Below are 24,702 nucleotides of genomic sequence, written 5' to 3'. Positions count from 1 at the left end.
CGATGCGTCGCTGTGGCTGCTCGACGAGCCGCTCGCGCATCTCGACGCGCAGACCGCAGCGCCGCTGCGCGAACGGCTGGCTGCGGCCAGCGAAGGCTGCACGCTGCTGATCGCGACGCATGCGGTCGAGGACCGGGCCTGGGTCGATCGCGTACTCGAACTCGATCGCGGTCGTCTGGCCGGCGCTGTCGCGACGGCGCCGGCATGAGCGCGCGCGCCGATCGGCTGCGCTTCGCGCGACTGCTCGCGCAGCAATGGCGTCCGCTCGCGCTCGCGCTGCTGCTGGCGCTGTTCGCGCTGTTCGCGGCGTTCGCGCTGCTCGCGTTCTCGGGGCATTTCATCACGGCCGCGGCGATCGCCGGCGCCGGCGCGTCGGCGGCGGCGTTCGACATCTTCCGGCCCGGCGCCATGATTCGCCTGTTCGCGATCGTGCGCACGGCGGGCCGCTACGGCGAACGACTGGTATCGCACGATGCGGTGCTGCGGCTCATGCAGCAGCTGCGCGCGCGCATTCACGCACGGCTCGCGCTGCTGACGCCGGAACCGCTCGCGCGCTGGTCCGAAGGCGATCTGCTGCAGCGCCTCGTCGGCGACGTCGATGCGCTGCAGGAAGCACCGCTGCGTGCCGGACTGCCGCTCGTCTCGGGCATCACGGTCGTGGCCGCCGCGATCGGCGTCGCCGCCTGGGCGGATGCGCGTTTCGTCATGCCCGTCGCAGTCGCACTGATGACGGCGGCGCTGCTCGTGCCGCTGCTCACGGCATCGCGCAGTCTTGCGGACGGGCGTGCGCTCGCACGCCAGGCCGCGCTGCGCCGCGACGCGCTCGTCGACCTGCTGCGCGGATTGACCACGCTGCTGCTCTGCGGCGCGTGGCCGCGCGAGCGGGCCGCATGGCTCGCGGCGGATCGGGACGTGCTGTCGGCGCAGCTCGCGCAGCGCATCCGCGAAAGCGTCGGCCAGGCGCTCGCGATGCTGGCGGTCGGCGCCGGCGTCTGCGTCGTCGTCGTCGTCGCGCCGTCGCCGGCAGGACCCTCGAACGCGCCGGCCTTCGCCGCCGTCGTACTCGCCGTCGTCGCGACGGCCGAAGCGCTCGCGCCGCTGACGGCCTCGTGGCTGTCGTGGGGACGCGCGCGCGCGTCGGCGCAGCGTATCGACGCGCTGCTCGCGAACGAGCCCGCGATCGCGTTTCCGCCGACGTCGTCGCTGCCGCCGGCGCGCGGCGCGCTGGAACTGCGCGGCGCGGGTCATCGCTACGCGGGCCGCGACGCCGGACTCGCCGAGACGACGCTGTCGCTCGCGGCCGGTGCGCGCCTGCACGTCAGCGGCGCGTCGGGCGTCGGCAAGAGCACGCTCGCGGCGCTGCTCGTACGCAGCCTCGATCCGACCGCCGGCGAGATCCTGCTCGACGGCGTCGCGCTGCGCGACTACGACGAAGCCGCGCTGCGTGCGCGCGTCGCGCTGCTGCCGCAGCGCCCGCACCTGTTTGCGACGAGCGTCGCCGACAACCTGCGCCTGGCGGATCCGGACGCCGACGACGCGCGTCTTCGCGCCGTGCTGCGCGCGGTCTCGCTCGATGCGTGGCTCGCGCAGCTGCCGCAGGGTCTCGCGACGCCGCTCGGCGAATACGGTGTGGGGCTTTCCGGCGGCGAGGCGCGGCGGCTCGCGCTCGCGCGCACGCTGCTGCGGCCGGCCGTGCTGTTCGTGCTCGACGAACCGTACGAAGGACTCGACGCGGCGCTGCGCCGGCGCGTCGCCGACGGCGTCGACGCGTGGCTCGGCGATGCGACGCTCGTGCTCATTTCGCACCACGCCGCGGCGCCGGCCGCCGGCGCGGTGCGGCTGGCGCTGTCGCCGCGGCGCGTTTAGCGGCGGGCGGCACGTCGATCTCGATCCAGGCCGGTGCGTGGTCGCTGGCCTTCTCCTCGCCGCGCACCCAGCGGTCGACGCCGGCGTGGCGCAGTTTCACCGCGGCATTGGTCAGCAGATGGTCGATGCGCAGGCCTGCGTCGCGCTGCCAGTGCTGCCGGAAATAGTCCCAGAAGGTAAATAGCTTCTCGTCGGGATGCAGCGTCCGCAGCGCGTCGGTCCATCCCTGCTGCAGCAGTCGGGCGTACAGCTCGCGGCTTTCCGGCTGCAGCAGCGCGTCGCGGCGCCAGGAGTCGGGACGGTAGATGTCGAAATCGGTCGGCACGACGTTGTAGTCGCCGGCGAGCACGACCGGGAACGGCGCCGCGACCAGCGTCGCCGCATGCGCGTTGAAGCGGCGCATCCACGCGAGCTTCGCGTCGAACTTCGGCCCCGGCTGCGGATTGCCGTTGGGCGCATAGAGACAGCCCACGACGATGCCGCGGACGGCTGCTTCGAGATAGCGGCTGTCGCGATCGGTGCGCGAGCCCGGCAGGCGCCGCCGGATTTCCAGCGGCTCGTGTCCGCGCGCCAGGATCGCGACGCCGTTCCACGACGATTGCCCGGCCCAGTGCGCGGAATATCCGGCTTCGGCGAGCGCCGCTTCGGGAAAAGCCGCGTCGACGGCCTTGAGTTCCTGCAGACAGACGATGTCGGGGGCTTCGCGCGCGAGCCAGTCGAGCAAGTGGCGTCCGCGTGCGCGAATGCCGTTGACGTTGTAGGTCGCGATGCGCAGCGTCTTGCGTCGTGCGGGCATGGCTGTTCCTCGAGCGCGATGCGCGCGGCGTCATGCAGCGCGCTCATCCGTGAAATGCATTCTTCGCCATTTCATTACGCGCGGTTTGTTCAGATGACCAACCGGATTCATGCAGGGAGAACATCCATGCCGCAGCTCGTCATCGAAGAACCGTCGCCGTGGAGCGGCGGACATGTCGTCGTCGTCGACGACAATGCCGCGTCGGCGCACATGCTTGCGGACTTCCTTCGGATGATCGGACACTCGGCCGACATCGTCACCGGCGACAGCGTCGACGCCATCGTCGAAGCGGTGGTCGCCGCACGTCCCGACATCGTGTTTCTCGACATCATGCTCGGCCGCTTCGACGGTCACGCCGTCGCCCGCGCGCTGCGCGCGCGCGGCTGCGACGCGTATCTCGTCGCGGTGACGGGCTGGGGCGAGCCCGACGACGCGGCCTATTCGCTGCAGATCGGATTCGATGAACATTGGACGAAGCCGCTCGACACGAATCGCGTGGAATTCTTCATGCGTGCGCGGCCCGAGCGGCGCATCGCCGCCTGACGAGACAACGGCGCAGCTTGCGCTGCGCCGTTGAACGTCACCGATTCGGATTGTTCGCGACGCAGGACGAGTATTCGTAGCTGGCGATCTTGCCGTCGCGATCCGTGTCGCAGTCGGCGACGACCGAACGCGCGAGCGTGTTGCCGGCGAGTTCTTCGGCCGAGATGTAGTTGTCGCGATTGCGATCCAGCGCGGTCAGGCTTTCGCTGCGCGTCGGCCGCGGCTGCGGGGTGCCGGTAATCGCGCTGCCGGGCAGCGGCGCGGTCGGCAGCGTGACGTCGGGCGTCGCCGTGCCGGTCGTGCTCGTCGCCGTGTTCGGATTCACCGCCGGATTCGGCGCGATCGCCGTGTTCGGGGCGATGGTCGGATTCGGCGCGATCGTGGCGTTCGGCGCGGTTGGCGACACGGGCGGCGCGGTCGTTGCAACGGGCGCATTCGGATCGCGCACGCCCTGGTTCGCCGAAGGATTCGACGGCAGTCCGACCGGCGGCGCGGCCGGTGCGGAATTCTGCGGCGTGCTCTGCGTGCTCAGCCTCGACGGTGCGGCCGGCGTTGAATTCGACGGCAGCTGCTGCGCCGTCGGCGGCGGCGCGGTGGCCGGCTGTGCGGCGGCCGGAGGCGCCGCCGGTGCCGGCGCGGAGCCCGCGGGAGCGGAACTTCCGCCCGTGGTCTGCGCTGCGGCCAACGTGGCGGCGAGGGTCAGCGGCAGTATGAGTACGAGTGGAAAACGGGAAGTTGTCATGGTGCGGTCCTCGTCGATGGCGGGGCGCGGGGCGCCCGCGCGTGCGGCGGTTCCGGCGACTTGCCGGCTCGCCGCACTAAAAATCGTCGTCGTATTCGATGCCGGCGTTGCGCTCGCGCGCGAGCGCTTCGGCGACGCTGCGGACGCGGTCGCCCGCAAGCGCGTTGGGTATGCGGACTTCGATCTGATGGATGCCTTCGGACGCGTCGTCGGGCAGCCCGGCCGAACTCGAATCCTCGTCGTCCATGTGCGGCATGAGGTCGCCGATCTCCTCGACGTGCTCGACACCTTCGATCGCGGCGAGCAGATTGATCAGTTCGATCGCGACGTCGTCGTTGCCGGTCAGTTGCAGGCGCAGCATCGGCATGGCTCAGCCCGCCGTGTTGCCGAACACATGAACGTCGTAGCGTCCGGGCGCGTGCTTGCCGAGGGCGCGCACGGGCGGCGGTCCTTGCGGCGGAGTCGGCGGTTCGGGCTGCGTCGGCGGCGGCGTTTCGCCGGGTTGCTGCGGCGTCGGATCGCCCGGTGTCACGGGGCGGTGGAACCAGATCGCACTATGGCGGCTCATCGGAATGCTCCTCGTCTGTCGGGACAGGCGTCGCAATCCACGTGCCATGTTCAAAATGCTGCAAATTCCGGCCTTCCCGGCCGATTCCGGCGTGCAGCACGCGCGTGCGCGCCGAGGCCGCATTGCGATCTGCAACACGCGGGCGATGCCCGCGGCACCGTCGGGCCCGTCAGACGATCTGTGCGAAAACCGTGATTTCCTCGCGGTCGTGGTAGAGCTGCTTGGCGCGGATCTCGAGTCCGCGACCGGCCGCTTCGACTTCCGCGCGCATCGCGTCGAAGGCCTGCTGCACTTCGGCATAGCGCTTTTTCATGGGCAGTTTGAGGTTGAAGATGCTGCGGTGGCACCAGCCCGCGGCCAGCCATTCGGCCATGCGCGCCGCGACGCGGCGCGGCTGTTCGACCATGTCGCAGACCATCCAGTCGACGCGCTGCCGGGGCTGGAAGCGAAAGCCGTCGTCGCGCTTGTGCGCGACGAGGCCCGAGGCCATCAGCGTGTCGTCCATCGGGCCGTTGTCGACCGCGGTCACGTGCAGGCCGCGGCGTACGAGCTGCCAGGTCCAGCCGCCCGGCGACGCGCCGAGATCGACCGCGCTCATGCCGGGCTTGAACCAGCGCTCGCGCTCGCCGGGGCTCAGCAGCACCTGCAGCGCCTCGTCGAGCTTCAGCGTCGATCGGCTCGGCGCCTCGCGCGGAAACTTGAGCCGCGGAATACCCTGCGGCCACGGCGCCGCGTGATCGATGAGGGCGAGGGCGAGCAGGCAGCGTTCGCCGCTCGGAAACAGCGCATGCAGCCGCCACGGGCTGGCCGGATCGAGCGAACCGCTGCGACGCAGGTGCTGCACGAACGCGTTGTTGAAGCTGCGGCAGAACGCCGTCAGCGGTTTAGCGGCGTCGCTGTCGGGCGTCTCCACCCAGACGTCGCTGACGCGAAAGCCCGGCGGCAGCGCGGCGAGCAGCGGCGTCAGGCGGTCTTCGCGCGGCAGCGCCTTGAACTGGCCGACGACGGCGAGCGACTGGCGCGCGAAGATCAGGCGCGACCAGCCGAGCAGGCGCAGCAGCGCGTCGGGCGCGCCCTGCTGGGTCAGCACGAATTCGGCGAAACCCGCATTGCGCTCGGTGCGCGCGAAACCCGCGACATCGGCCTGCGCCGCGGTCGCGTCGAGTTCCTGCGCGGCTTCGCTCTCGAACCCCGCGCGGCAGTAGACGACGACGCCGCTGGCAAACGGTGCGCTGGTCAGGGGCGTGGTCATCGCGGTATCTCCCGGTCCTTCGTGCGGCGACGCGCGCCGGCGTTGGTGTGCGCTGCCGCGATCCGGCGACAGCGTGGCGCGGGACGTTCGCGGCGATGCACGGCGAGAGCGTCCTGGTGCCTCAATACATCAAGCCGCCGCGCGCGCTGTACGCGGCAAGCGCGCGGCGGGCGTCGTCGCGCAGGATGTCGCGGCGCACGGCGATGCCCCGGCGCTCGAGTTCACCGACCCAGTCGGCCGGCAGCGGACCTTCGTCGAATTCGGTGAGTTCCTCGACGTCCTCGCTGCGCGCGCCGATCAGCAGTTCGTCGATGCCGGCCCAGACGCTCGCGCCGTAGCATTGGCAGCAGGGCTGTGCACTCGTCGCGAGGCTGTAGCGGCGGCCGTCGTCGTTGAGCCGGAAACGCTGCGTGCGGGCCTGGGCGGTCATGAACGCCATCATCTCCGCATGGGCGACCGAGCAATTGTGCTGCACGACACGGTTGACGCCGGCGGCGACGACGCGGCCGTCGCCGTCGAACACTGCGGCACCGAATGGTCCACCGGTGTCCAATTCGACATTGCGCTGCGACAGGCGGATCGCGAGCGCGACCTTGTCCTCGTCGCTGACGAAGCGCGCGGCCGGATCGATCTCGTCATGGACCCAGGCGGGCAGGGTCAGGTGAACCTGGACGTACAGCATGCGATTCCTCCGTCATGCGAAGCCGCCGCGCGCACGGCGCGGCGCCTCCTCAGTTCTTGCCGGCCTTGGCCCAGGAGTCGCGCAGGGTCACCGCGCGATTGAACACGGGCCTGCCGGCGGCATGGTCGTGGCGGTCGGCGACGAAGAAGCCCAGACGCTCGAACTGGAACGCGGTCTCGGGTGCCGCATCGGCCGCGGCCGGCTCGAGCCAGCCCTGCACGGTGCGCTTGGACTCCGGGTTCAGATGATCGCGATAGGTCTTGCCGTCGCTGTCGTCATCGGGATCGGCGACAGTGAACAGACGGTCGTAGAGACGGATCTCGGCGGCGACGGCGTGCGCCGCGCTGACCCAGTGGATCGTGCCCTTGACCTTGCGGTCCGCGCCCGGCAGGCCCGGACGCGTGTCGGCGTCGAGCGTGCAGCGCACGGCGACGACGGTGCCGTCGGCGTCCTTGTCGAGCGATTCGCACTTGACGATGCCGACGCCGCGCAGACGCACTTCGCCGCCCGGCACGAGGCGGTGGAAGCCCTTCGGCGGTACTTCCATGAAGTCTTCGCGCTCGATCCAGAGTTCGCGCGAGAACGGCACGCTGCGCGTGCCGAACGCTTCGTTCTTCGGATGATTGGAGAAGCTCAGCATTTCCGCGTGATCGACCGGCAGGTTGTCGATGACGAGCTTCAGCGGATCGATGACGGCGAGGCGGCGCGCCGCGTTCGCGTCGAGTTCTTCGCGCACGCAGCCCTCGAGCACCGAGAATTCGATGACGCTGTTCTGCTTGGTCACGCCGACGCGCTCGCAGAGCAGGCGGATCGCCGACGCCGGAAAACCGCGGCGGCGCACGCCCGACAGCGTCGGCATGCGCGGATCGTTCCAGCCGTCGACAAGGCCGTCGTCGACGAGCGCCATGAGCTTGCGCTTGCTCATGACCGTGAAGTCGAGATTGAGGCGCGAGAATTCGATCTGCTGCGGACGGCTCGTGGGCGCGCTCAGGTTGCGCACGGCGAGCGACGCAGTGAGTTCCGGGTGGTTCGGCAGGTCGATCTCGCGCAGGCACCAGTCGTAGAGCGGGCGGTGGTCTTCGAATTCCAGCGTGCACAGCGAATGCGTGATGCCTTCGACCGCGTCGGAGATGCAGTGCGCGTAGTCGTACATCGGATAGATGCACCAGGCATTGCCGGTGTTCTGATGCTCGACGTGGCGGATGCGGTAGATCGCCGGATCGCGCAGGTTGATGTTGCCCGAGCTCATGTCGATCTTGACGCGCACCGTGCGCGAACCGTCGGGGAATTCGCCGGCGCGCATGCGGCGGAACAGGTCGAGATTTTCCTCGACGCCGCGGTCGCGGAACGGAGAGTTGCGGCCGGGCTCGGTCAGCGTGCCGCGGTAGGCGCGGACTTCGTCGGCCGACAGATCGCAGACGAAGGCCTTGCCGTCGTTGATGAGTTTCTCGGCGCAGGCATAGAACACCTCGAAGTAGTCGGAGGCGTGGCGCAGTTCGTCCCAGGCGAAGCCGAGCCAGCGCACGTCTTCCTGGATCGACTCGACGTACTCGATGTCTTCCTTGGTCGGGTTCGTGTCGTCGAAGCGCAGATTGCAGCGTCCGCCGAACTCGCGCGCGATGCCGAAGTTCAGGCAGATCGATTTGGCGTGGCCGATGTGCAGGTAACCGTTGGGCTCGGGCGGGAAGCGCGTCGCGACGCGGCCTTCGTGTTTGCCGGCGGCGCGATCGTCGACGACGATCTGGCGGATGAAGTGGTTGTGCAGCGGGGCTTCGTTGGTCATGGAGTCGCGGCTGCGGGCCGCCGGAAGGTTCGGATAGGACCGGTTAGTTTAACCGGGAATCTCTGGAAACCGCCGTTTCCCGCGCCTACGGATTCGCCGGGTCCGGCGCAGGTCCGGACCCGGCTCCGCTACTCAGCCGTTGCGGTAGCGCAGCCGCACCGGGCCGCGCGCGTCGAGGATGTCGACGCGCTTGCCGTTCTGCAGGATGTCGAGGCGGCCTTCGCGCGCGAGTTCCGCGGCGACGAGGCGCACCGGGCGCATGAGGTCGCGCCATTCCGTGCCGAGCCGGTCGGCCAGCGCGCGCGCCGCTTCGCTCGGACAGAGGTCGCCGGTGCCGCGCAGCAGAACCAGCAGGCACTCGCGCGTGCGCGTCGCCAGCATGTCGTCGAAGCGATAGCGCGGCGGAAACGGCGACCAGGCGGTGTCAATGAACATCGGTATCAACGAACATCGGCTTTCACGGCGGGAGGCGCGACGAGGATGGCGTCACGTACGCAGCGCCGCCGTGCGCGGGATCACGCCGCATGGAGTTTCTCGGCCGGCAGGTCGATCAGGAAATACGGCAGGTCCATGACCGGCGCGCCGCGGCCGAGCTGCACGAGCGCGATCGACGCCTGGCCGCGGTGGTGCGTCGCATGGTTGAACACGTGCAGCACGAGCGAGGCGAACGGCAGTGTGTACGGCGTGCCCTGCACGTTGCGATAGTTCAGATCGCCCGCGACCGTGGCCGCGTCGAGGCCGTCGACGAACGGGCGCCAGCCGCGCGCGAACGCCTGCAGCCGGGTCTTCAATGCGCCGCGATCCGTTTCGAGCTGCTGGTCGAGCCCCGTGACCGGAAACACCGTGTGCTGCAGGCGCGCCTGCCAGAGATGCTCGACGAGCAGCAGGTGATTGAGCGTGCCGTGGACGCTGCCGAAGAACTGCCCGCAGTCGCGAAAATAGTCGGTGTCGCCGAGTGCGTCGATTTCGGCGTAGAGCCGATCGAGCGCCCAGGCGTGGTAGTCAGCCATGAGGCGCAGGTGCTGATGCAGGTCCATGGGTACTGGCGGCGAAAACAAAGGCCGCAGGATACGCGCTTTGACCGCGGCGCGGTCGGCCGATAGCGTTACGCCGTGCAACGGGAGAACCCATGCGCATCATCTACAGGGCCGAAAATCTCATCGACGCGCACCTCGTGCGCAACGTGCTCGAAGACGCCGGCATTCCGGCGCACGTCGGCGGCGAATACCTGACCGGCGCCATGGGCGAGCTGCCCGCGATGGGACTGGTGACCGTCATGGTCGCCGAACACGACGTTCCCGCCGCAAGCGACCTCGCCGCGCAGGTCGACGCCGAACTCTCCGAACGCCGTCGCGCCGACGATTTCGAAGTGGATGCGCTCGGGGATCCGGCTTGAGGATTCTCGCGAGCCGGAGATCGAACCGCAGGTTCTGGTTGGCTTGAACGCCCACCGGGCCGGAGGGTTGGGCCGGGATGGGGGTCGTCCAATCGCCTTTCCCCCCCGGAAGGCGAGGGCCAAAAACTTCCCCGCCTTATGATTCCCGATTCCCGCTCAAGCCGTTGACGTCACTTATGCTCACCCCTAGCATAAGCGGCCCATATATGCTCAGCCTGAGCATAAGAGGTCACGATGGCAACGCTTTCTGTGCTACCCGGCGTGCTGCCGGAACTCACTCCGGCCCTGCTCGACCGCTACGCCCCGCTCTATCAGCGCGTGCGCGACGTCATTCCCGAACTGGAATGGCAAACCCATCTTCCCTGGATCGATGCGATCCACAGCCTGAAAAAGCAGCGCAACGCCGTCATCCTCGCGCACAACTATCAGGCTCCCGAAATTTTCCACACCGTCGCCGACATCACCGGCGACTCGCTCGCGCTCGCGCAGCAGGCTGCGCGCGTCGACGCGAAAGTGCTCGTGCAGTGCGGCGTCCATTTCATGGCCGAGACGTCGAAGATCCTCTGCCCCGATAAGACTGTGCTGATTCCCGACACGGAAGCCGGCTGCTCGCTGGCCGAATCGATCACGGCGCAGGACGTGCGCCTGCTCAAGGCGAAATATCCGGGCGTGCCGGTCGTCACCTACGTCAACACCTCGGCCGACGTCAAAGCCGAATCCGACGTCTGCTGCACCTCGGCCAACGCCGTGCATATCGTCGAGTCGCTCGGCGTCGACCGCGTGATCTTCCTGCCCGACAAATACCTCGGCCAGTACGTCGCTTCGAAGACGCAGGTCAAGGTCATCCTCTGGGAAGGCGCCTGCGAAGTGCACGAGCGCTTCACCGGCGAAGAACTGCGTTCGTATCGGCGCGCGCACGGCAACGTGCGCATCCTCGCGCATCCGGAATGCCCGCCCGACGTGCTGCTCGAAGCCGACTTCGTCGGGTCGACCGCAGCCATGGTCACGCACCTCGCCGACCGCCGCCCGCGCCGCGTGGTCATGATCACGGAGTGCTCGATGAGCGACAACGTCGCCGTCCAGTTTCCCGACATCGAATTCACGCGGCCCTGCAACCTCTGCCCGCACATGCGCCGCATCACGCTGCCGCGCATCCACGACGCGCTGCTGCATATGCGCCATGAAGTGCAGGTCGACGCGGCCGTCGCCGGGCGAGCGCGCCAGGCGGTCGAACGCATGCTCGCGATCGGGCGCAAGGAGGCCGCGTGAGCGCGGCCGACGACGACCTCGTCGTCCTCTATCGTCCGACCGGCCCGAAAGAACTCGAACGGGTGCGCGAGAGCGGCAATCGGCGCTGGCCGCCGCGGCTCGTCGATCAGCCGATCTTCTATCCGGTGACCAACGAGGACTACGCGATCCAGATCGCGCGCGACTGGAACGTGCCGGCGAGCGGCAGCGGCTATGTCACGCGGTTTCGCGTGAGTGCCGCGTTCATGCGGCGCTATCCCGTGCAGACCGTCGGCGGCCGCGGGCACACGGAATGGTGGATTCCGGCCGAAGATCTCGAGCTGCTCAACGACCAGATCGTCGGCGAGATCGAAGTCATTCACGAATTCCACGCCTGACGCGTCTTTCCCACCCATGCATTTCGACCTGATCGTCATCGGCTCCGGCATCGCCGGCCTGTCCACGGCACTCGCGGCCGCGCCGCGGCGAGTCGCGCTGATCACGCGCGGCGAACTCGCGCGCGACGGTTCCAGCCGATGGGCGCAAGGCGGCATCGCGGCGGCGATCGGCGAGGGCGACAGCGCCGGCGCGCACGCGAACGACACGCTCGTCGCGGGCAACCGCCTGAACGACCGGGACGCCGTCGACGCGCTGACGCGCGGCGCGGCGGCGGCGGTGGACTGGCTCGCCGGCTGCGGCGTCGCGTTCGATCGCGCCGGCGGGCACTACGCGCTCGGCCGCGAGGCGGCGCATTCGCAGCATCGCATCGTGCACGCCGACGGCGACGCGACCGGTGCTGCCGTGATGCGTGCGCTCGGCGCCGCGGCGCGCGCAGCCGCGCACATCGACACGTTCGAGCATCACGAGGCGGCCGCTTTGCGGCGCGCGGGCGGGCGCGTCGTCGGCGTCGCTGCACGCGGCCCGGGCGGCACTCTCGACCTTGGCGCCGATGCGGTCGTGCTCGCGACCGGCGGCATCGGCGCGCTGTACCGGCATACGACGAATCCGGACACCGCGGACGCCGGCGGGCTCGCGCTCGCCCTCGAGGCCGGTGCGGCATTGTCCGATATGGAATTCGTACAGTTTCATCCGACCGCGCTGCGCACGCGCGACGGACGCAGCGGCCAGCTGCCGCTGTTGACCGAAGCGCTGCGCGGCGCCGGCGCGGTGCTCGTCAACGGCGCCGGCAAGCGCTTCATGCGCCTGATCGCGCGCGAGGCGGAACTCGCACCGCGCGACGTCGTCGCGCGCGGCGTCTGGGGCGAACTCGAACGCGGCGAGACCGTGTGGCTCGATGCGGCAGGGGCCGTCGGCGCGGCGTTTCCCGAGCGCTTTCCGACGGTGTTCGCAAGCTGCATGAGCGAAGGCATCGATCCGCGGCGCGAGCCCATGCCGGTCGTGCCGGCGCAGCACTATCACATGGGCGGCGTGCGCGTGGATGCGCAGGCGCGCACGACCGTTCCCGGCCTCTACGCGGTCGGCGAGGTCGCCTGCACCGGCGTGCACGGCGCAAATCGCCTGGCGAGCAATTCGCTGCTCGAAGGACTCGTATTCGGCGGCGCGCTCGGGCGTCGCCTCGGCGCGCTGGCACCGCTGCCGCGCATTGCGGCCGCTGAAGTCGTCGGAACCCGTGCCGACATCGGCGCGGTCGGCGCGGAGATCGCGCAGACCGTCCGCGACCTGCTGTGGCGTCACGCCGGACTCGTGCGCGATGCGCACGGCCTGCAGCAGGCACTGCGCGCATTGCAGGCGCTTTCGGCGCAGAACACCGCCGAGCGTCGCCGCATCGCCGTGGCCGTCGAACTGACGGCGGCGGCACTGCAGCGCCGCGACAGCGTCGGCGCCCATTACCGCAGCGATTCGGTGCAGGTCCGCGCCGGCTGAACCGTCGCGCAACCGCCGCGCAGCCGCGTCAACGCGGTGCCGATCGTCGCGTTCTCGTGCTCCAGCCAGCGTTCGCTGGCATACGGAGGACGACCATGTACAAGTTTCTCGTAGTGACGGCGCTCGTGGCCGGCGTGCTGCTGAGCGGCGCGGCCGCGGCCGGTACGCCGGTTGTCAACGATCGCCAGGACGCGCAGCGCGAGCGCATCAACGAAGGTGTCGCGAGCGGTGAGCTGACGCGGCGCGAAGCGGCCGGGCTGCGGGCCGAGCAGGCGCACATCCGGCGCGAGGAGCGCGCCGCGAAGGCCGACGGCGTCGTCACGCGCGGCGAGCGGCGTCATCTGCAGCGCGACCTGAATCGCGCGAGCGGCGACATCCACGATCAGAAGCACGACGCGCAGGAACGCCGCTGAGCGCCGGCGGCGCCGGCCGCGGCGCCGCGTTCTGCCCGCATTCGGCCATGCATCCGAAAACAGCCGGGTGCTAGGCTTGCGAGATTGCCTGCGGACCCTGCCGCAGGCCACTGAGCGCGAGTCCCTCCATGTCGAACGCAACGCGTCCCATCCTGGTCATCGGCAACAAGAATTATTCGTCATGGTCGCTGCGGCCGTGGCTGCTGCTGCGGCACCACGGCATCGATTTCGCCGAGGTGCGGCTGCCGCTGGACACGCCGGAGTTCTACGCGACCATCGGCAATTACTCGCCGACCGGTCGCGTGCCGGTGCTGCGCGTCGACGACCTCGTGATCTGGGATTCGCTCGCGATCCTCGAATACGCGAACGAGCGCTGGCTCGCCGGCGCGGGCTGGCCGGCCGATCGCGAGGTGCGGGCGCAGGCGCGCGCGGTCAGCGCCGAAATGCATTCGGGTTTCCAGGCGCTGCGCACGCAATGCCCGATGGATTGCGTCAAGCGCAGCACGGCGCCGGTCAGCGCGGAAGTCCTGCGCGACATCGAGCGCATCGGTGCGATGTGGCGTGACGCGCGCGCGCGCCACGGGGCCGACGGGCCGTTCCTGTTCGGCGAGTTCGGCATCGCCGACGCGATGTACGCGCCGGTCGCGCTGCGCATCGTGAGCTACGGCATTCCGACCGGCCCGGTCGAGCGCGACTACGTCGACGCGCTGCTCGCGCTGCCGGCGCTGCGCGAATGGCTGGCCGATGCCGAGGCGGAGCAGCGCGCGGTGAAGCGGGACACGCGATGAACGCCGCGGCGCCGCGGCCGGCGCTCGCGATGATGGTCGCCGGCGCGGCGCTGATTTCCACGACGAGCATCTTCGTCAAATGGGCGCACGTGGCGCCGACCGTGTCGGCGTTCTATCGCATGGCGTTCGGCGGCGGCATGCTCTGGCTGCTGCTGCTCGTGCAGCGCCAGTGGCGTGGCGTGAACCGGCGCGACGTGGCCTGGATGCTGTTTCCGGCCGTCGCGTTCGCGGTCGATCTCGTGCTCTGGCACCGCTGCATCCGCGACGTCGGTCCCGGGCTTGCGACGCTGCTCGGCAATTTCCAGGTCTTCGTCATGGCGCTGGCCGGCGTGTGGTTCTACCGCGAGCGCCTGAGCTGGCGTTTTCTGGCCGGCCTCGCCCTCGCGTTCGTCGGTCTGTGGCTGCTGGTCGGGCGGCAATGGCAGGAGGTCGATGCGCAGTACCGGCTCGGCGTCTGGTTCGGGATCCTGACCGGCGTCGCCTATGCGGCGTACATGCTGAGCTTCCGCCACGCGCAGAAGGAAAAGCTGTCGCGCTCGCCGGCCGAGCTGCTCTGCATCAACTCGCTGCTCTGCGCCGGCGTGCTCGCGCTCATCGCGACGGTCGGGGGCGATTCGTTCGCGATTCCGGATCTGCAATCGTTGTCGGCCCTGCTCGGTCTTGCTCTGTTCGGACAGGTGCTCGGCTGGCTGCTGATCGCCCGCGCGATGCCGCAATTGCCGGCCTCGCTCGTCGGTCTGTTGCTGCTGCTGCAGCCGGGTCTGTCGTTCGTGCTCGACGTGATCCTGTTCGCGCGGCCGACCGCGACGCTCGACTGGATCGGCCTGGCGGTGTCGCTCGCGGGGATTTTCGTCGCCGGCGCCAGAGCAGCAACGAGTGGAGAGAAGTGAGAAAGGCGTCGGCAGGGCTGTCGCCCGGTGCTTGTCTTCGCTCCGCTACGGCCCCACTCGAAATGTCGTAGCGAATCACCGCTCACGCGTTCCTCACTCCCTATTTCCTGCTCCAAGGAGACTCCCATGCTCGGAATCGGCGCCTTCAAGCAACGCATGGTCGATCCGTCCGCGGCGCTGCCCGGACGGCAGCAGCCGCTGCCGCTCGCCAACCGCCACTACGTCAGCGGCGCGCCGCTGCGCGGGGAATTCCCGGGCGCGCAACACGTGCTGTTCGGCATGGGCTGTTTCTGGGGCGCCGAGCGGAAGTTCTGGTCGATTCCCGGCGTGCTGACGACGGCGGTCGGCTATGCCGGCGGCTACACGCCGAATCCGACCTACGAGGAGGCCTGTTCGGGCGAGACCGGCCATGCCGAGGTCGTGCTCGTCGTCTACGATCCGGCCGTCGTCACGCTCGACGCGCTGCTCAAGGTGTTCTGGGAAAGTCACGATCCGACCCAGGGCATGCGTCAGGGCAACGACCGCGGCACGCAGTACCGGTCCGCGGTCTATGTCGAGGACGACGCGCAGCGCGCCGTGGCCGAGCGTTCGCGCGACGCCTATCAGCGGGCGTTGACCGCCGCGGCACACCGCGACGCGATCACGACCGAGATCGCGCAGGACAAGCCGTTCTACTACGCCGAGGACTATCACCAGCAATACCTCGCGAAGAATCCGAACGGCTACTGCGGCCTCGGCGGCACCGGCGTGAGCTGTCCGATCGGCATCGGCGCCTGACGCGGCGGCGATCGGGCCGTCGTCCGCCCCGAATCCGACACATTTGTCCGGCTGACTACGCAGCCACGGGCGTGATGCGACGGCTTGCCTGACAGCGGCGAAGCGGGAACCATTGCGCCTCGGGTTTTTGCACGGTGCGGCGAACGGTTTCGCCGCGACGACTGGGGAATCACATGGATCTGCTTCGCGCGCTTGCGCGTCTGCCGCTATTGCTCGTGGCTGGGCTCTGGCGGCTGGTTGTTTTTGTGTTGCGCATGCTCGGCCTGCTGCTCGGCGCGATCGTCGGGCGCGTGTCGTGGCAGGCGCCGGGCTGGATGCTCGCGACCGAACGTGCCGGCCTCGCCGGCTGGGGCGCCGTGCGGCGCAATCCCGGACGCGTCGCGATCGTGCTCGGCACGGTCGCCGTGCTCGCCGGCGGCGGCTGGTTCGCCTATCAGTACGAGAAGAACCGGCCCAAGCCGCCGGCGCCCGTCATCGCGAAGCTGACGACGGAAGCGCCGTCGCTGACCGACTACACGAGCGAGCCGGTCACGGTGCACGCGCTCGATCTGAATTTCAGCCAGTCGGTCGCGCCGCTCGCGCTCGTCGGCAAGGATGTGACCAGCGGCATCACGCTCGACCCGGCCGTTGCGGGCCGATGGAACTGGGTCAACGACCGGCTGCTGCGCTTCACGCCGGCGGGCGACTGGCCGGTCGGCCAGGCGTTCCGCGGACGCTTCGACAAGAAAGTGCTGTTCGCGCCGCAGGCCAATGTCGATGCCGACACGTTCGAATTCGCGACCGCCGCTTTCGCGGTAAGGCTCGTCGGTGCCGAGTTCTATCAGGATCCGCAGGACGCGCTGCTGAAAAAAGGCATCGTCAATCTGGGCTTCACGCATCCGGTCGACACGGCCGAGTTCGAGAAACACGTCGAGCTGTATCTGCTCGGCCCGAAGGGACAGAAGCAGCCGCAGAAATTCGTCGTCAATTACGACAAGCTCAAACTCAACGCCTGGGTGCATTCCGCGCCGCTCGCCGCGCTGCCGAAAGATTCGACGACGCTCGAATACCGCATCGACAAGGGCGTGACCGCGGCGGCCGGCGGCAAGGCCAGCGAAGCGGCCGTCGCGGCGAACGTGTCGGTGCCCGGCATGTACAGCCTCGGCGTCAGCGGCGTCGAGCCGACGCTCGTCGACAACAGCGAGTTCGAACCCGAGCAGGTGCTGCTCGTGAATTTCTCGCACGCCGTCGGCGAGAAGCAGGCCGCCGGCGCGATCAAGGCCTGGCTGCTGCCGGTGACCAATCCCCATGCACCCGAAGGCCAGCGCGAACAGGTCTGGAGCTGGAGCAGCGGCGGCGTCGACGAGCGCGTGCTCAAGAGCGCCGAGCCGCTCGCGCTCGAACCGATCGCGGCGGAGCTCGATTATTCCGAGCAGCAGAGCTTCAAATTCCGCGCCGACCCGGGCCGCTATCTGTACGTGCGCGTCGGCAAGGGGCTCGACGCGTTCGGCGGCTACCAGCTCGCGCGCAACGCCGACAACGTGCTGCAGGTGCCCGACTATCCGCGCATCCTGCGCTTCATGGCCGAAGGTTCGCTGCTGTCGCTGTCGGGCGACAAGCGCGTTGCGGTCGTATCGCGCAACGTGCCCGGCATGCGGCTCGAAATCGCGCGCGTGCTGCCGGACCAGCTGCAGCATCTCGTCAGCTTCAACAACGGCACGTTCGCGCAGCCCGAACTCGGTTCGCTGTCGCGCGACAAGATCACCGAGCGCTTCGAACAGAAAGTCGCGTTCGAATCCGAAGATCCGACCAAGGCGCACTACGAGGGCGTGGATCTGTCGCAGTACCTCGCGAGCGGCCGCCGCGGCGTGTTCCTGCTGCGCCTGAGCGACTACGACCCGGCCAGCGAACCCGCGCCGAAATCCGAAACCGGGGCCGCGAACGCAGAACTCAGCGCGCCGGAAGCCGGCAGCGACGAATCGTACGAAGGCGAGGGCGAGTACGAAGGCGGCGAGGGCGACTATGAAGGCGACTACGTCGAAGGCGGCGAGATCAACGACGCGAAGTTCATCGTCGTCACCGACCTCGGCCTGATCGTCAAGCGCGCGCTCGACGGCAAGCTCGACGCCTACGTGCAGTCGATCGCGACAGGCGCGCCGGTCGACGGCGCGAACATCGAAATCCTCGGCGAGAACGGCCAGCCGCTGCTCAAGGCGACCAGCGACGCGGCCGGCCATGCGGCGTTCGACGCGGTCGACGCGTTCACGCGCGAAAAGACGCCGGCCATGTTCGTCGTGCGCAAGGGCGAGGACCTGTCGTTCCTGCCGATCGGAAAGCGCGACCGCAGTCTGGATTTCTCGCGCTTCGACGTCGGCGGCATCAAGAACGCGCGCAGCGCGGGCCAGCTCGGCGCGTACCTGTTCTCCGACCGCGGCCTGTATCGCCCGGGCGATACCTTCCATGTCGGCATGATCGTGCGTGCGGCCGACTGGTCGCGCGATCTCAGCGGCGTGCCGCTGCAGGCCGACATCCTCGACGCGCGCGGCCTCAGCGTCGACAAGCGCACCGTGCGCCTGGGCGAAGCCGGCTTCGAGGAGCTGTCGTTCACGACGCAGGAAACCTCGCCGACCGGCAGCTGGACCGTGAACCTGTCGCTGATCGATCAGTACAACAATCCACAATTGATCGGTTCGACGACGGTGCAGATCAAGGAATTCCTGCCCGACCGCATGAAGGCGACGGCGCACCTGTCGCAGGAAGTCGTCGAAGGCTGGATCAAGCCCGAAAACCTGAGTGCGCGCGTGAGCCTGCAGAACCTGTTCGGCACGCCGGCGCAGGATCGCCGCGTCGAGGCGACGCTGACCTTGTCGCCGGTGCTGCCGGTGTTCCGCAGCTGGCCCGACCACACCTTCCATGACCCGCAGAAGGCGAAGGAAGGCTACAGCGAGCCGCTCGGCGAACAGACCACCAATGCCGAAGGCATCGCCGAATTCCCGCTCGATCTCGCCAAATACGGCACGGCGAGCTATCGCCTGCATTTCCTCGCGAAAGGCTACGAGGCCGAAGGCGGCCGCAGCGTGTCGGCGGAGACCGCGAGCCTCGTGTCGTCGCTCGACTATCTCGTCGGCGTCAAGGTCGTCGACAACCTCGACTATGTCGCGCGCGGCGCGGAACGCTCGGTCAATCTGATCGCGATCGACAACACGGCCAAGCGCGTCGCCGTCGACGGCCTCAAGGCCGTGCTCGTCGAACGCCGCTACGTGTCGGTGCTGACGAAGCAGGACTCCGGCGCCTACAAATATCAGTCGCGTCTCAAGGAAGTGCCGGTCAAGGAAGAACCGCTGAAGCTCGCCGCTGGCGGCGTCGACTTCCGTCTCGCGACCGATGCGCCCGGCGACTACGCGCTGCTGATCCGCAACGGCCGCGGCGAAACCTTGAACCAGGTCAGTTATTCCGTGGCCGGCGAAGCCAACGTCGCGCGTTCGCTCGAACGCAACGCCGAACTGCAGCTCGCGCTGTCGAAGAAGGACTATGCGCCGGGCGAGGACGTGGAAATCGCCGTGCGCGCGCCGTATACCGGCGCGGGCCTGATCACGATCGAGCGCGACAAGGTCTATGCGCACCAGTGGTTCAAGGCGACGACGACCGCCTCGGTGCAGAAGATCCGCGTGCCGGCCGATTTCGAAGGCAACGGCTACATCAACGTGCAGTACGTGCGCGATCCGGCGTCGGCGGAAATCTTCATGAGCCCGCTGAGCTACGGCATCGCGCCGTTCTCGGTCAATCGCGACGCGCGGCGCAATGCGCTCGACATCACGGCGCCCGGCCTGATCAAGCCCGGCGACACGCTGACGATGAAGGTCACGAGCGGCGTGCGTTCGCGCATCGCGGTGTTCGCGGTGGACGAGGGCATCCTGCAGGTCGCGCGCTACACGCTCGGCGATCCGCTCGATCATTTCTTCCAGAAGCGCATGCTCGAAGTGTCGACGAGCCAGATCCTCGACCAGATCCTGCCCGAGTTCGCGCGGCTGACCGGCATGGCCGCGCCCGGCGGCGACGGCGACGGGCTGCTCGGCAAGCATCTCAATCCGTTCAAGAAGAAGCGCAAGCCGCCGGTCGCGTGGTGGTCGGGCATCGTCGACATCGACGGCTCGCGCGATTTCACCTGGACCGTGCCGGACGATTTCAACGGCAAGCTGCGCCTCATGGCGATCTCGGTCGCCGCCGACCGCATCGGCCGCAGCCAGGACGAGACCACCGTGCGCGGCGACTTCGTGCTGTCGCCGAACGTACCGGCGATGGTCGCGCCCGGCGACGAGTTCGACGTCAGCGTCGGCGTCGCGAACAACCTCACGGGCCTGAACGGCAAGGAAGCGAAGATCGCCGTGAAGCTCGAGCCGAGCGCACAGGTCGAGGCCGTCGGCGCCGCGACGCAGGAACTCTCGCTCGCGGAAATGCGCGAAGGCTCGGCCGTGTTCCGCCTGCGCGCGAAGGGCGAGCCCGGCGCGGCGACGCTGAAGTTCGTCGCGACCAGCGGCGACAAGTCGGCAAAGCAAAGCGTGGACATGTCGGTGCGGCCGGCCGTGCCGTTCCGCACCGACGTCGCGATCGGCAGCCTCAATATCGGCGACAAGCTGGTCAAGCCGCTGCGCGACATGTATGACGCCCATGCGCGCCGCGAGGCGAACGCGTCCTACGTACCGCTCGTGCTCGCACGCGGACTGTCGGCGTATCTGACGACGTTCCCGCATCGCTGCACGGAACAGCTGTTGAGCGCGGCGGTGCCGGCGCTCGTGTTCGACTCGAATCCGGAATTCGGCAAGCTGCTGCGCGATCCCGGTGATACGCGCACGACGAAGCAGGCGTTCGCGGAACTGCTCGCCGTATTGCGGTCGCGCCAGAACGACGAAGGCGGCTATGGTCTGTGGACCGCGACGCCGGAATCGCAGCGCTACGTGTCGGTCTACGCGACGCAGTATCTGCTCGAAGCGAAGGACCGCGGCTGGAACGTGCCGCAGGACATGCTCGACAAGTCGAATCGCTATCTCGGCACGCTGGCCGCCGACGAGAGCGACGGTTCGCTCGCCGGCCTGCGCGAACGCGCGTTCGCGATCTACCTGCTGACGCGCCAGGGCAACGTCACGACCAACGCGCTCGCGTCGGTGCGCCAGCGCCTGCAGGACCGCCATGCGGACAGCTGGATGCAGGACACGGCGGCGGCCTATCTCGCGGCGAGCCTGCAGCTCATGAAGCAGGAAGGCGAGGCGCTGAAGCTCATCGTCGGCCCCGAGAAGGTGCTGACGCGCGCGGCGATCGAATCGGGCTGGCGCTACGAGCGCTACTACGATCCGCTGGTCCGCGACGGTGCGACGCTCTATCTGCTCGCCAAGCATTTCCCGGAACGTGCGAAGGCGCTGCCGGCGGCGGGCCTGGAGAACGTCATGCGGCCGTTGTCGCGGGGGCTTTTCAACACGCTGTCCTCGGCGACGACGATTCTCGCGCTCGACGCCTACGCGAAGCAGGTCAGCGCGCTCGGCGGCGACAAGCTGCGCATCTTCGAGCTGGCCAAGGATGGCGCCGCCAAGGCGATCTCCAGGGCCGAAGGACTCGTCGTCACGGCAAACTTCGGCGCGGCGGCCGACGGCGTGCGCGTCGCGAACGAGGCTGACGCCAACGCGTGGTACAGCGTGACGCAGGCCGGCTTCGACCGGAATCCGCCGGCCAAGGAGATCAAGGAGGGACTCGAGATCGTCCGCGAATACACCGACGCCGACGGCAAGGTCATCGATCGCGTCGAACTCGGCCAGGAAATCCTCGTCAAGCTCAAGATCCGCTCGACGCGTTCCGACGGCGTCGGCGACACCGCCGTCGTCGATCTGCTGCCCGGCGGTTTCGAAGTCGTGCAGGAGATTCCGGCGGCCCCGGCACCGGAAAGCGACGAGGAGGGCGCGGCAGAAGCCGCGGCGCCGGCCTGGCGCAGCACGGTCGGTCTCGCGACCTCGACCTGGGCGCCGGACTACGCCGACGTGCGCGACGATCGCGTCGTGATCTACGGCACGGCGATGACGTCGGTGCGCGAGTTCGTCTATCGCATCAAGGCGACGAACGTCGGCAGCTATGTCGTGCCGCCGGCCTATGCCGAGTCGATGTACGAACGCACGGTGCAGGCGCAGTCGCTCGGCGGACGCATCACGGTCGTCAAGCCGGACTGAAGCGACGCACGGGCAGGTCGATGAAGGCGATGGTGCAACGGGCGGTTCTGTCGGCGTGGCGCGGCGTGCTGCGCTGGCAGAACACGCTCGTCGCGATCGCGCTGGTCGCGCTCGTGCTGGGCGCGATCCGTTTGTATCCGCATGCGCCGCTGTCGGCGCATGCGGATTCGTCGACGGCGCTCCACGGCGCGAACGGCGAACTCCTGCGCCTGACCCTGAGCCGCGACGACAAGTACCGGCAGTGGCTGCCGCTCGCGCAGATGCCGCCGGCGCTCGTCGAGGCCGTGCAGCTGCACGAGGACGCGTGGTTCCGCTGGCACCCGGGGTTCAATCCGGTCAGCCTCGTGCGCGGCGCCTGGGTCAGCTACGTGCGGGGCGGCAGCCGGCAGGGCGGGTCGACGCTGACCATGCAGCTCGCGCGGCTCATGTATCGGCTCAACACGCGCAGTCCGCTGGGCAAGGCCGAGCAGATCGCACGCGCAGTCTGGCTCGAAATGCGCTATTCCAAAGATGAAATATTGGAGGCATATCTCAATTACGCGCCCTACGGCCGCAACGTCGAGGGCGTCGCGGCGGCGAGCCTCGTCTACTTCGGCAAACGGCCGCAGGACCTGGCGCTGCCGGAAGTGCTGGCGCTCGCGGTCGTGCCGCAGGATCCGACGCGCCGCCTGCGCGATGCGAGCGGCACGGCCGGCGACGACAAGCTCAATCGCGGGCTGCGTGCGGCGCGCGACCGGCTCTACGCGCGCTGGCGCGAAACGCACGGCGTCGACGCGGTCAACGACGCGCTGATGCGCCTGCCGCTCGACCTGCGCGCGCCGGCGCAGCTTCCGTTCGTCGCGCCTCACGCGATGGAACAAGTGCTGCGCGAGGCGCGCGGCGAAGGCGGGCTGCCGCCGCAGATCGCGACGACGATCGACGCCGGCCTGCAGCGCGCGATCGAGCGCCAGCTGCACGAGACGCTGCAGCGCGAGCGTGTGCGCGGCGTCGACAATGCCGCCGCGCTGCTCGTCGACACGCGCGACATGAGCGTGAAGGCGCTGGTCGGTTCCGGCGACTACGGCGACGCGGCGATCGCCGGCCAGGTCAACGGCACCGCGGCGAAGCGATCGCCGGGTTCGACCTTGAAGCCGTTCATCTACGCGCTGGGCATGGACCAGGGCGTGCTGCATCCGCGCACGGTGCTGCGGGACGTGCCGAGCGCGTTCGGTCCGTTCACGCCGGAAAACTACGACGGCCGTTTCCTCGGTCCGGTCACCGCGACGGACGCGCTGATCCGCAGCCGCAACATTCCGGCGGTCTGGGTCGCCTCGCAGCTGGCCGAACCGAATCTCTACGAATTCCTGAAGCGCGCGGGCATTTCGCGCATGGCGAGCGAGCGGCACTACGGTCTCGCGCTCGTGCTCGGCGGCGGCGAGGTCACGATGCAGGAACTCGCGACGCTCTACGCGATGCTCGCGAACCGCGGCGTGCTCAAGCCGCTGCGCCTGCGCGCGAGCGAACCGCAGACCGACGGCGTGCGCCTGGTCAGCGACGCGGCGAGCTTCATGACGCTCGACATGCTGCGGCAGAACCCGCGTCCCGACGAAGCCACGACCGCGACCCCCGCGCGTCTGCCGATCTACTGGAAGACCGGCACCTCCTGGGGGTTTCGCGACGCGTGGACGGCGGGAATCTTCGGGCCCTACGTGCTCGTCGTCTGGATGGGCAATTTCGACGGCGCGGGCAATCCGGCGCTGATCGGCGTGGAAACCGCCGCGCCGCTGTTCTTCCGCATCGCCGACGCGATCCTCGCGCGCGACCGCACGCTGGCCGAGCCCGCGTGGACCGTGCCCGACGGCGTACGCAAAGTGGAAATCTGCCTCGCGAGCGGCGACCTGCCGAACGCCTGGTGCCCGCAGCGCGGCACGACCTGGTTCATGCCGGGCCGCTCGCCGATCCGCGTCAGCACCGTGCATCGTCCGGTCACGATCGACGTGAGCACCGGCGCCGTCGCGTGCCCCCCGTTCGATCCGGCGACGACGCGCACCGAGGTCTACGAGTTCTGGCCGTCGGATCTCGCCCGCGTGTTCGCCCAGGCCGGCATTCCGCGGCGCAAGCCGCCGCCCGACGCGGCCTGCGAGCGCAGCGGCGACGGCGATGCGCCACGCATCACCTCGCCGCTGCGCGGTGCCGCGTACACGATCCGCGCGCGCCACGGCGCGACCGCCGACGAGGCGCGCGTCGCCTTCAATGCGACCGTCGACGCCGGCGTGCGCGAGGTCTATTGGTTCGTCGACGACGACTACGTCGGTGCCGTGCCGGCCGGCGAAACGCTGTTCTGGAGGCCGCTCGCCGCAGGCTCGCATCGGGCGCGCGTCGTCGACGACCACGGCCGCAGCGAGACGCGCGAGCTGCGCGTGGTGGCGGTGGACTGACCGTCGCGCAGCGCTCAGAGCAGCCCGTGCGTCAGCCGCTTGAGCTCCGTCGCGAACGTCGTGAGGAATTCCTTCATCGCGGATGACTTGCGCCAGACCAGCGCGATGCGTCGGCTCGGCGCGCGGCTGCGGAACGGCAGCAGGTGAATCGAGTCGGACTGCACCACGGGCGGCCGCACCGCGAGCAGCGGCAGCAGCGTGATGCCGACGTTCGCCGCGACCATCTGGCGCAGCGTTTCGAGGCTGGTCGCGCGGAAGCCGTCACGTTCGCTCGCACCGGCGAGCTGGCAGACGTCGAGCGCCTGATCGCGCAGGCAGTGGCCGTCCTCGAGCAGCAGCAGGCTTTCGCTTTCGAGATCGTCGACCGCGAGCGACTTGCGCTTGGCGAGCCGGTGCTGGGTCGGCACGGCGAGCAGGAAGGGTTCGTCGAACAGCACGTCCGCATGCAGCTGGTCGTCGTGCAATGGCAGGGCGAGCACGGCGGCGT

Annotated in this window: 22 protein-coding genes and 1 pseudogene; 13 read left to right on the top strand and 10 right to left on the bottom strand. The window is 69.0% G+C overall.

All coding sequences use genetic code 11. The annotated features are described in order from the left end of the window. Positions 1–208 (top strand): annotated as a pseudogene (locus VLF18_RS05490) (thiol reductant ABC exporter subunit CydD); the annotation flags it as partial. Then, positions 205–1,866, top strand: coding sequence for a thiol reductant ABC exporter subunit CydC (gene cydC, locus VLF18_RS05485; protein WP_325278608.1), 1,662 nt, complete (start codon positions 205–207; stop codon positions 1,864–1,866). The pseudogene VLF18_RS05490 and the gene cydC, both read left to right, overlap by 4 nt. On the opposite strand, the gene xth is transcribed toward cydC, so the two are convergent. Then, entirely contained in the window at positions 1,796–2,662 is an 867-nt protein-coding gene (gene xth / locus VLF18_RS05480; RefSeq protein ID WP_325278607.1) for an exodeoxyribonuclease III, read from the bottom strand. The genes cydC and xth overlap by 71 nt on opposite strands. Positions 2,663–2,788: 126 nt before the next feature. Here xth and VLF18_RS05475 point away from each other — a divergent pair, with 126 nt between their 5' ends. Then, a complete protein-coding gene (locus VLF18_RS05475) occupies positions 2,789–3,205 on the top strand; it encodes a response regulator (RefSeq protein WP_325278606.1) in 417 nt (138 codons plus the stop codon). 37 nt (positions 3,206–3,242) lie between these two features. Here the strand turns inward: VLF18_RS05475 and VLF18_RS05470 are convergent, their stop codons facing one another. The 8 genes from VLF18_RS05470 to VLF18_RS05435 form a co-directional block, all read right to left on the bottom strand. Further along, positions 3,243–3,947, bottom strand: coding sequence for a hypothetical protein (locus VLF18_RS05470; protein ID WP_325278605.1), 705 nt, complete (start codon positions 3,945–3,947; stop codon positions 3,243–3,245). A gap of 76 nt (positions 3,948–4,023) precedes the next feature. Further along, positions 4,024–4,314, bottom strand: a complete 291-nt coding sequence (locus tag VLF18_RS05465; protein ID WP_325278604.1) for a hypothetical protein — start codon at positions 4,312–4,314, stop codon at positions 4,024–4,026. Positions 4,315–4,317: 3 nt separating this feature from the next. Next, entirely contained in the window at positions 4,318–4,515 is a 198-nt protein-coding gene (locus tag VLF18_RS05460) for a hypothetical protein (protein ID WP_325278603.1), read from the bottom strand. Between the two features lie 169 nt (positions 4,516–4,684). Then, on the bottom strand, positions 4,685–5,767 hold the full coding sequence (gene rlmM, locus VLF18_RS05455) for a 23S rRNA (cytidine(2498)-2'-O)-methyltransferase RlmM (protein ID WP_325278602.1): 1,083 nt from the start codon (positions 5,765–5,767) through the stop codon (positions 4,685–4,687). Between the two features lie 121 nt (positions 5,768–5,888). Next, complete coding sequence (locus tag VLF18_RS05450; protein WP_325278601.1) at positions 5,889–6,449, bottom strand: nucleoside deaminase; 561 nt, start codon at positions 6,447–6,449, stop codon at positions 5,889–5,891. A gap of 49 nt (positions 6,450–6,498) precedes the next feature. After that, on the bottom strand, positions 6,499–8,232 hold the full coding sequence (locus tag VLF18_RS05445) for a glutamine--tRNA ligase/YqeY domain fusion protein (RefSeq protein WP_325278600.1): 1,734 nt from the start codon (positions 8,230–8,232) through the stop codon (positions 6,499–6,501). A 132-nt stretch (positions 8,233–8,364) separates the two neighbouring features. Continuing rightward, a complete protein-coding gene (locus tag VLF18_RS05440; RefSeq protein WP_325278599.1) occupies positions 8,365–8,667 on the bottom strand; it encodes a DUF3253 domain-containing protein in 303 nt (100 codons plus the stop codon). Positions 8,668–8,747: 80 nt separating this feature from the next. After that, positions 8,748–9,269 (bottom strand): DinB family protein, encoded by a 522-nt coding sequence (locus tag VLF18_RS05435; protein WP_325278598.1) that lies wholly within the window; start codon positions 9,267–9,269, stop codon positions 8,748–8,750. Between the two features lie 92 nt (positions 9,270–9,361). On the opposite strand from VLF18_RS05435, the gene VLF18_RS05430 reads away from it, so the two are divergent. From VLF18_RS05430 to pbpC, 10 genes are all read left to right on the top strand, one after another. Further along, on the top strand, positions 9,362–9,628 hold the full coding sequence (locus VLF18_RS05430; protein ID WP_325278597.1) for a DUF2007 domain-containing protein: 267 nt from the start codon (positions 9,362–9,364) through the stop codon (positions 9,626–9,628). Positions 9,629–9,862: 234 nt separating this feature from the next. Continuing rightward, positions 9,863–10,897 (top strand): quinolinate synthase NadA, encoded by a 1,035-nt coding sequence (gene nadA / locus VLF18_RS05425; RefSeq protein ID WP_325278596.1) that lies wholly within the window; start codon positions 9,863–9,865, stop codon positions 10,895–10,897. Then, positions 10,894–11,253, top strand: a complete 360-nt coding sequence (locus tag VLF18_RS05420; protein WP_325278595.1) for a hypothetical protein — start codon at positions 10,894–10,896, stop codon at positions 11,251–11,253. Before nadA ends, VLF18_RS05420 begins: the two co-directional genes overlap by 4 nt. A gap of 16 nt (positions 11,254–11,269) precedes the next feature. Next, positions 11,270–12,739: an L-aspartate oxidase gene (locus tag VLF18_RS05415; RefSeq protein WP_325278594.1), complete on the top strand. Its 1,470-nt coding sequence runs from the start codon at positions 11,270–11,272 to the stop codon at positions 12,737–12,739. 95 nt (positions 12,740–12,834) lie between these two features. Then, positions 12,835–13,152, top strand: a complete 318-nt coding sequence (locus VLF18_RS05410) for a hypothetical protein (RefSeq protein ID WP_325278593.1) — start codon at positions 12,835–12,837, stop codon at positions 13,150–13,152. A 128-nt stretch (positions 13,153–13,280) separates the two neighbouring features. Continuing rightward, complete coding sequence (locus VLF18_RS05405) at positions 13,281–13,940, top strand: glutathione S-transferase family protein (RefSeq protein ID WP_325278592.1); 660 nt, start codon at positions 13,281–13,283, stop codon at positions 13,938–13,940. Continuing rightward, entirely contained in the window at positions 13,937–14,830 is an 894-nt protein-coding gene (locus tag VLF18_RS05400) for a DMT family transporter (RefSeq protein ID WP_325278591.1), read from the top strand. The genes VLF18_RS05405 and VLF18_RS05400 overlap by 4 nt, the downstream gene beginning before the upstream one ends. 126 nt (positions 14,831–14,956) lie before the next feature. Next, positions 14,957–15,607, top strand: a complete 651-nt coding sequence (gene msrA / locus VLF18_RS05395; protein WP_325278590.1) for a peptide-methionine (S)-S-oxide reductase MsrA — start codon at positions 14,957–14,959, stop codon at positions 15,605–15,607. 173 nt (positions 15,608–15,780) lie between these two features. Continuing rightward, a complete protein-coding gene (locus tag VLF18_RS05390; RefSeq protein ID WP_325278589.1) occupies positions 15,781–21,798 on the top strand; it encodes an alpha-2-macroglobulin in 6,018 nt (2,005 codons plus the stop codon). A 29-nt stretch (positions 21,799–21,827) separates the two neighbouring features. Next, on the top strand, positions 21,828–24,215 hold the full coding sequence (gene pbpC, locus VLF18_RS05385; protein WP_325278588.1) for a penicillin-binding protein 1C: 2,388 nt from the start codon (positions 21,828–21,830) through the stop codon (positions 24,213–24,215). A gap of 14 nt (positions 24,216–24,229) precedes the next feature. Here pbpC and VLF18_RS05380 read toward each other — a convergent pair. Continuing rightward, a partial coding sequence (locus VLF18_RS05380) for a LysR substrate-binding domain-containing protein (protein WP_325278587.1) occupies positions 24,230–24,702 on the bottom strand: 473 nt, incomplete at its 5' end.

It is taken from the genome of Tahibacter sp. (assembly GCF_035481375.1).
In the GTDB taxonomy this organism is placed as follows: domain Bacteria; phylum Pseudomonadota; class Gammaproteobacteria; order Xanthomonadales; family Rhodanobacteraceae; genus Tahibacter.
Note: the sequence above shows the minus strand (reverse complement) of the source record. Positions and strands in the feature narration are given on the sequence as shown.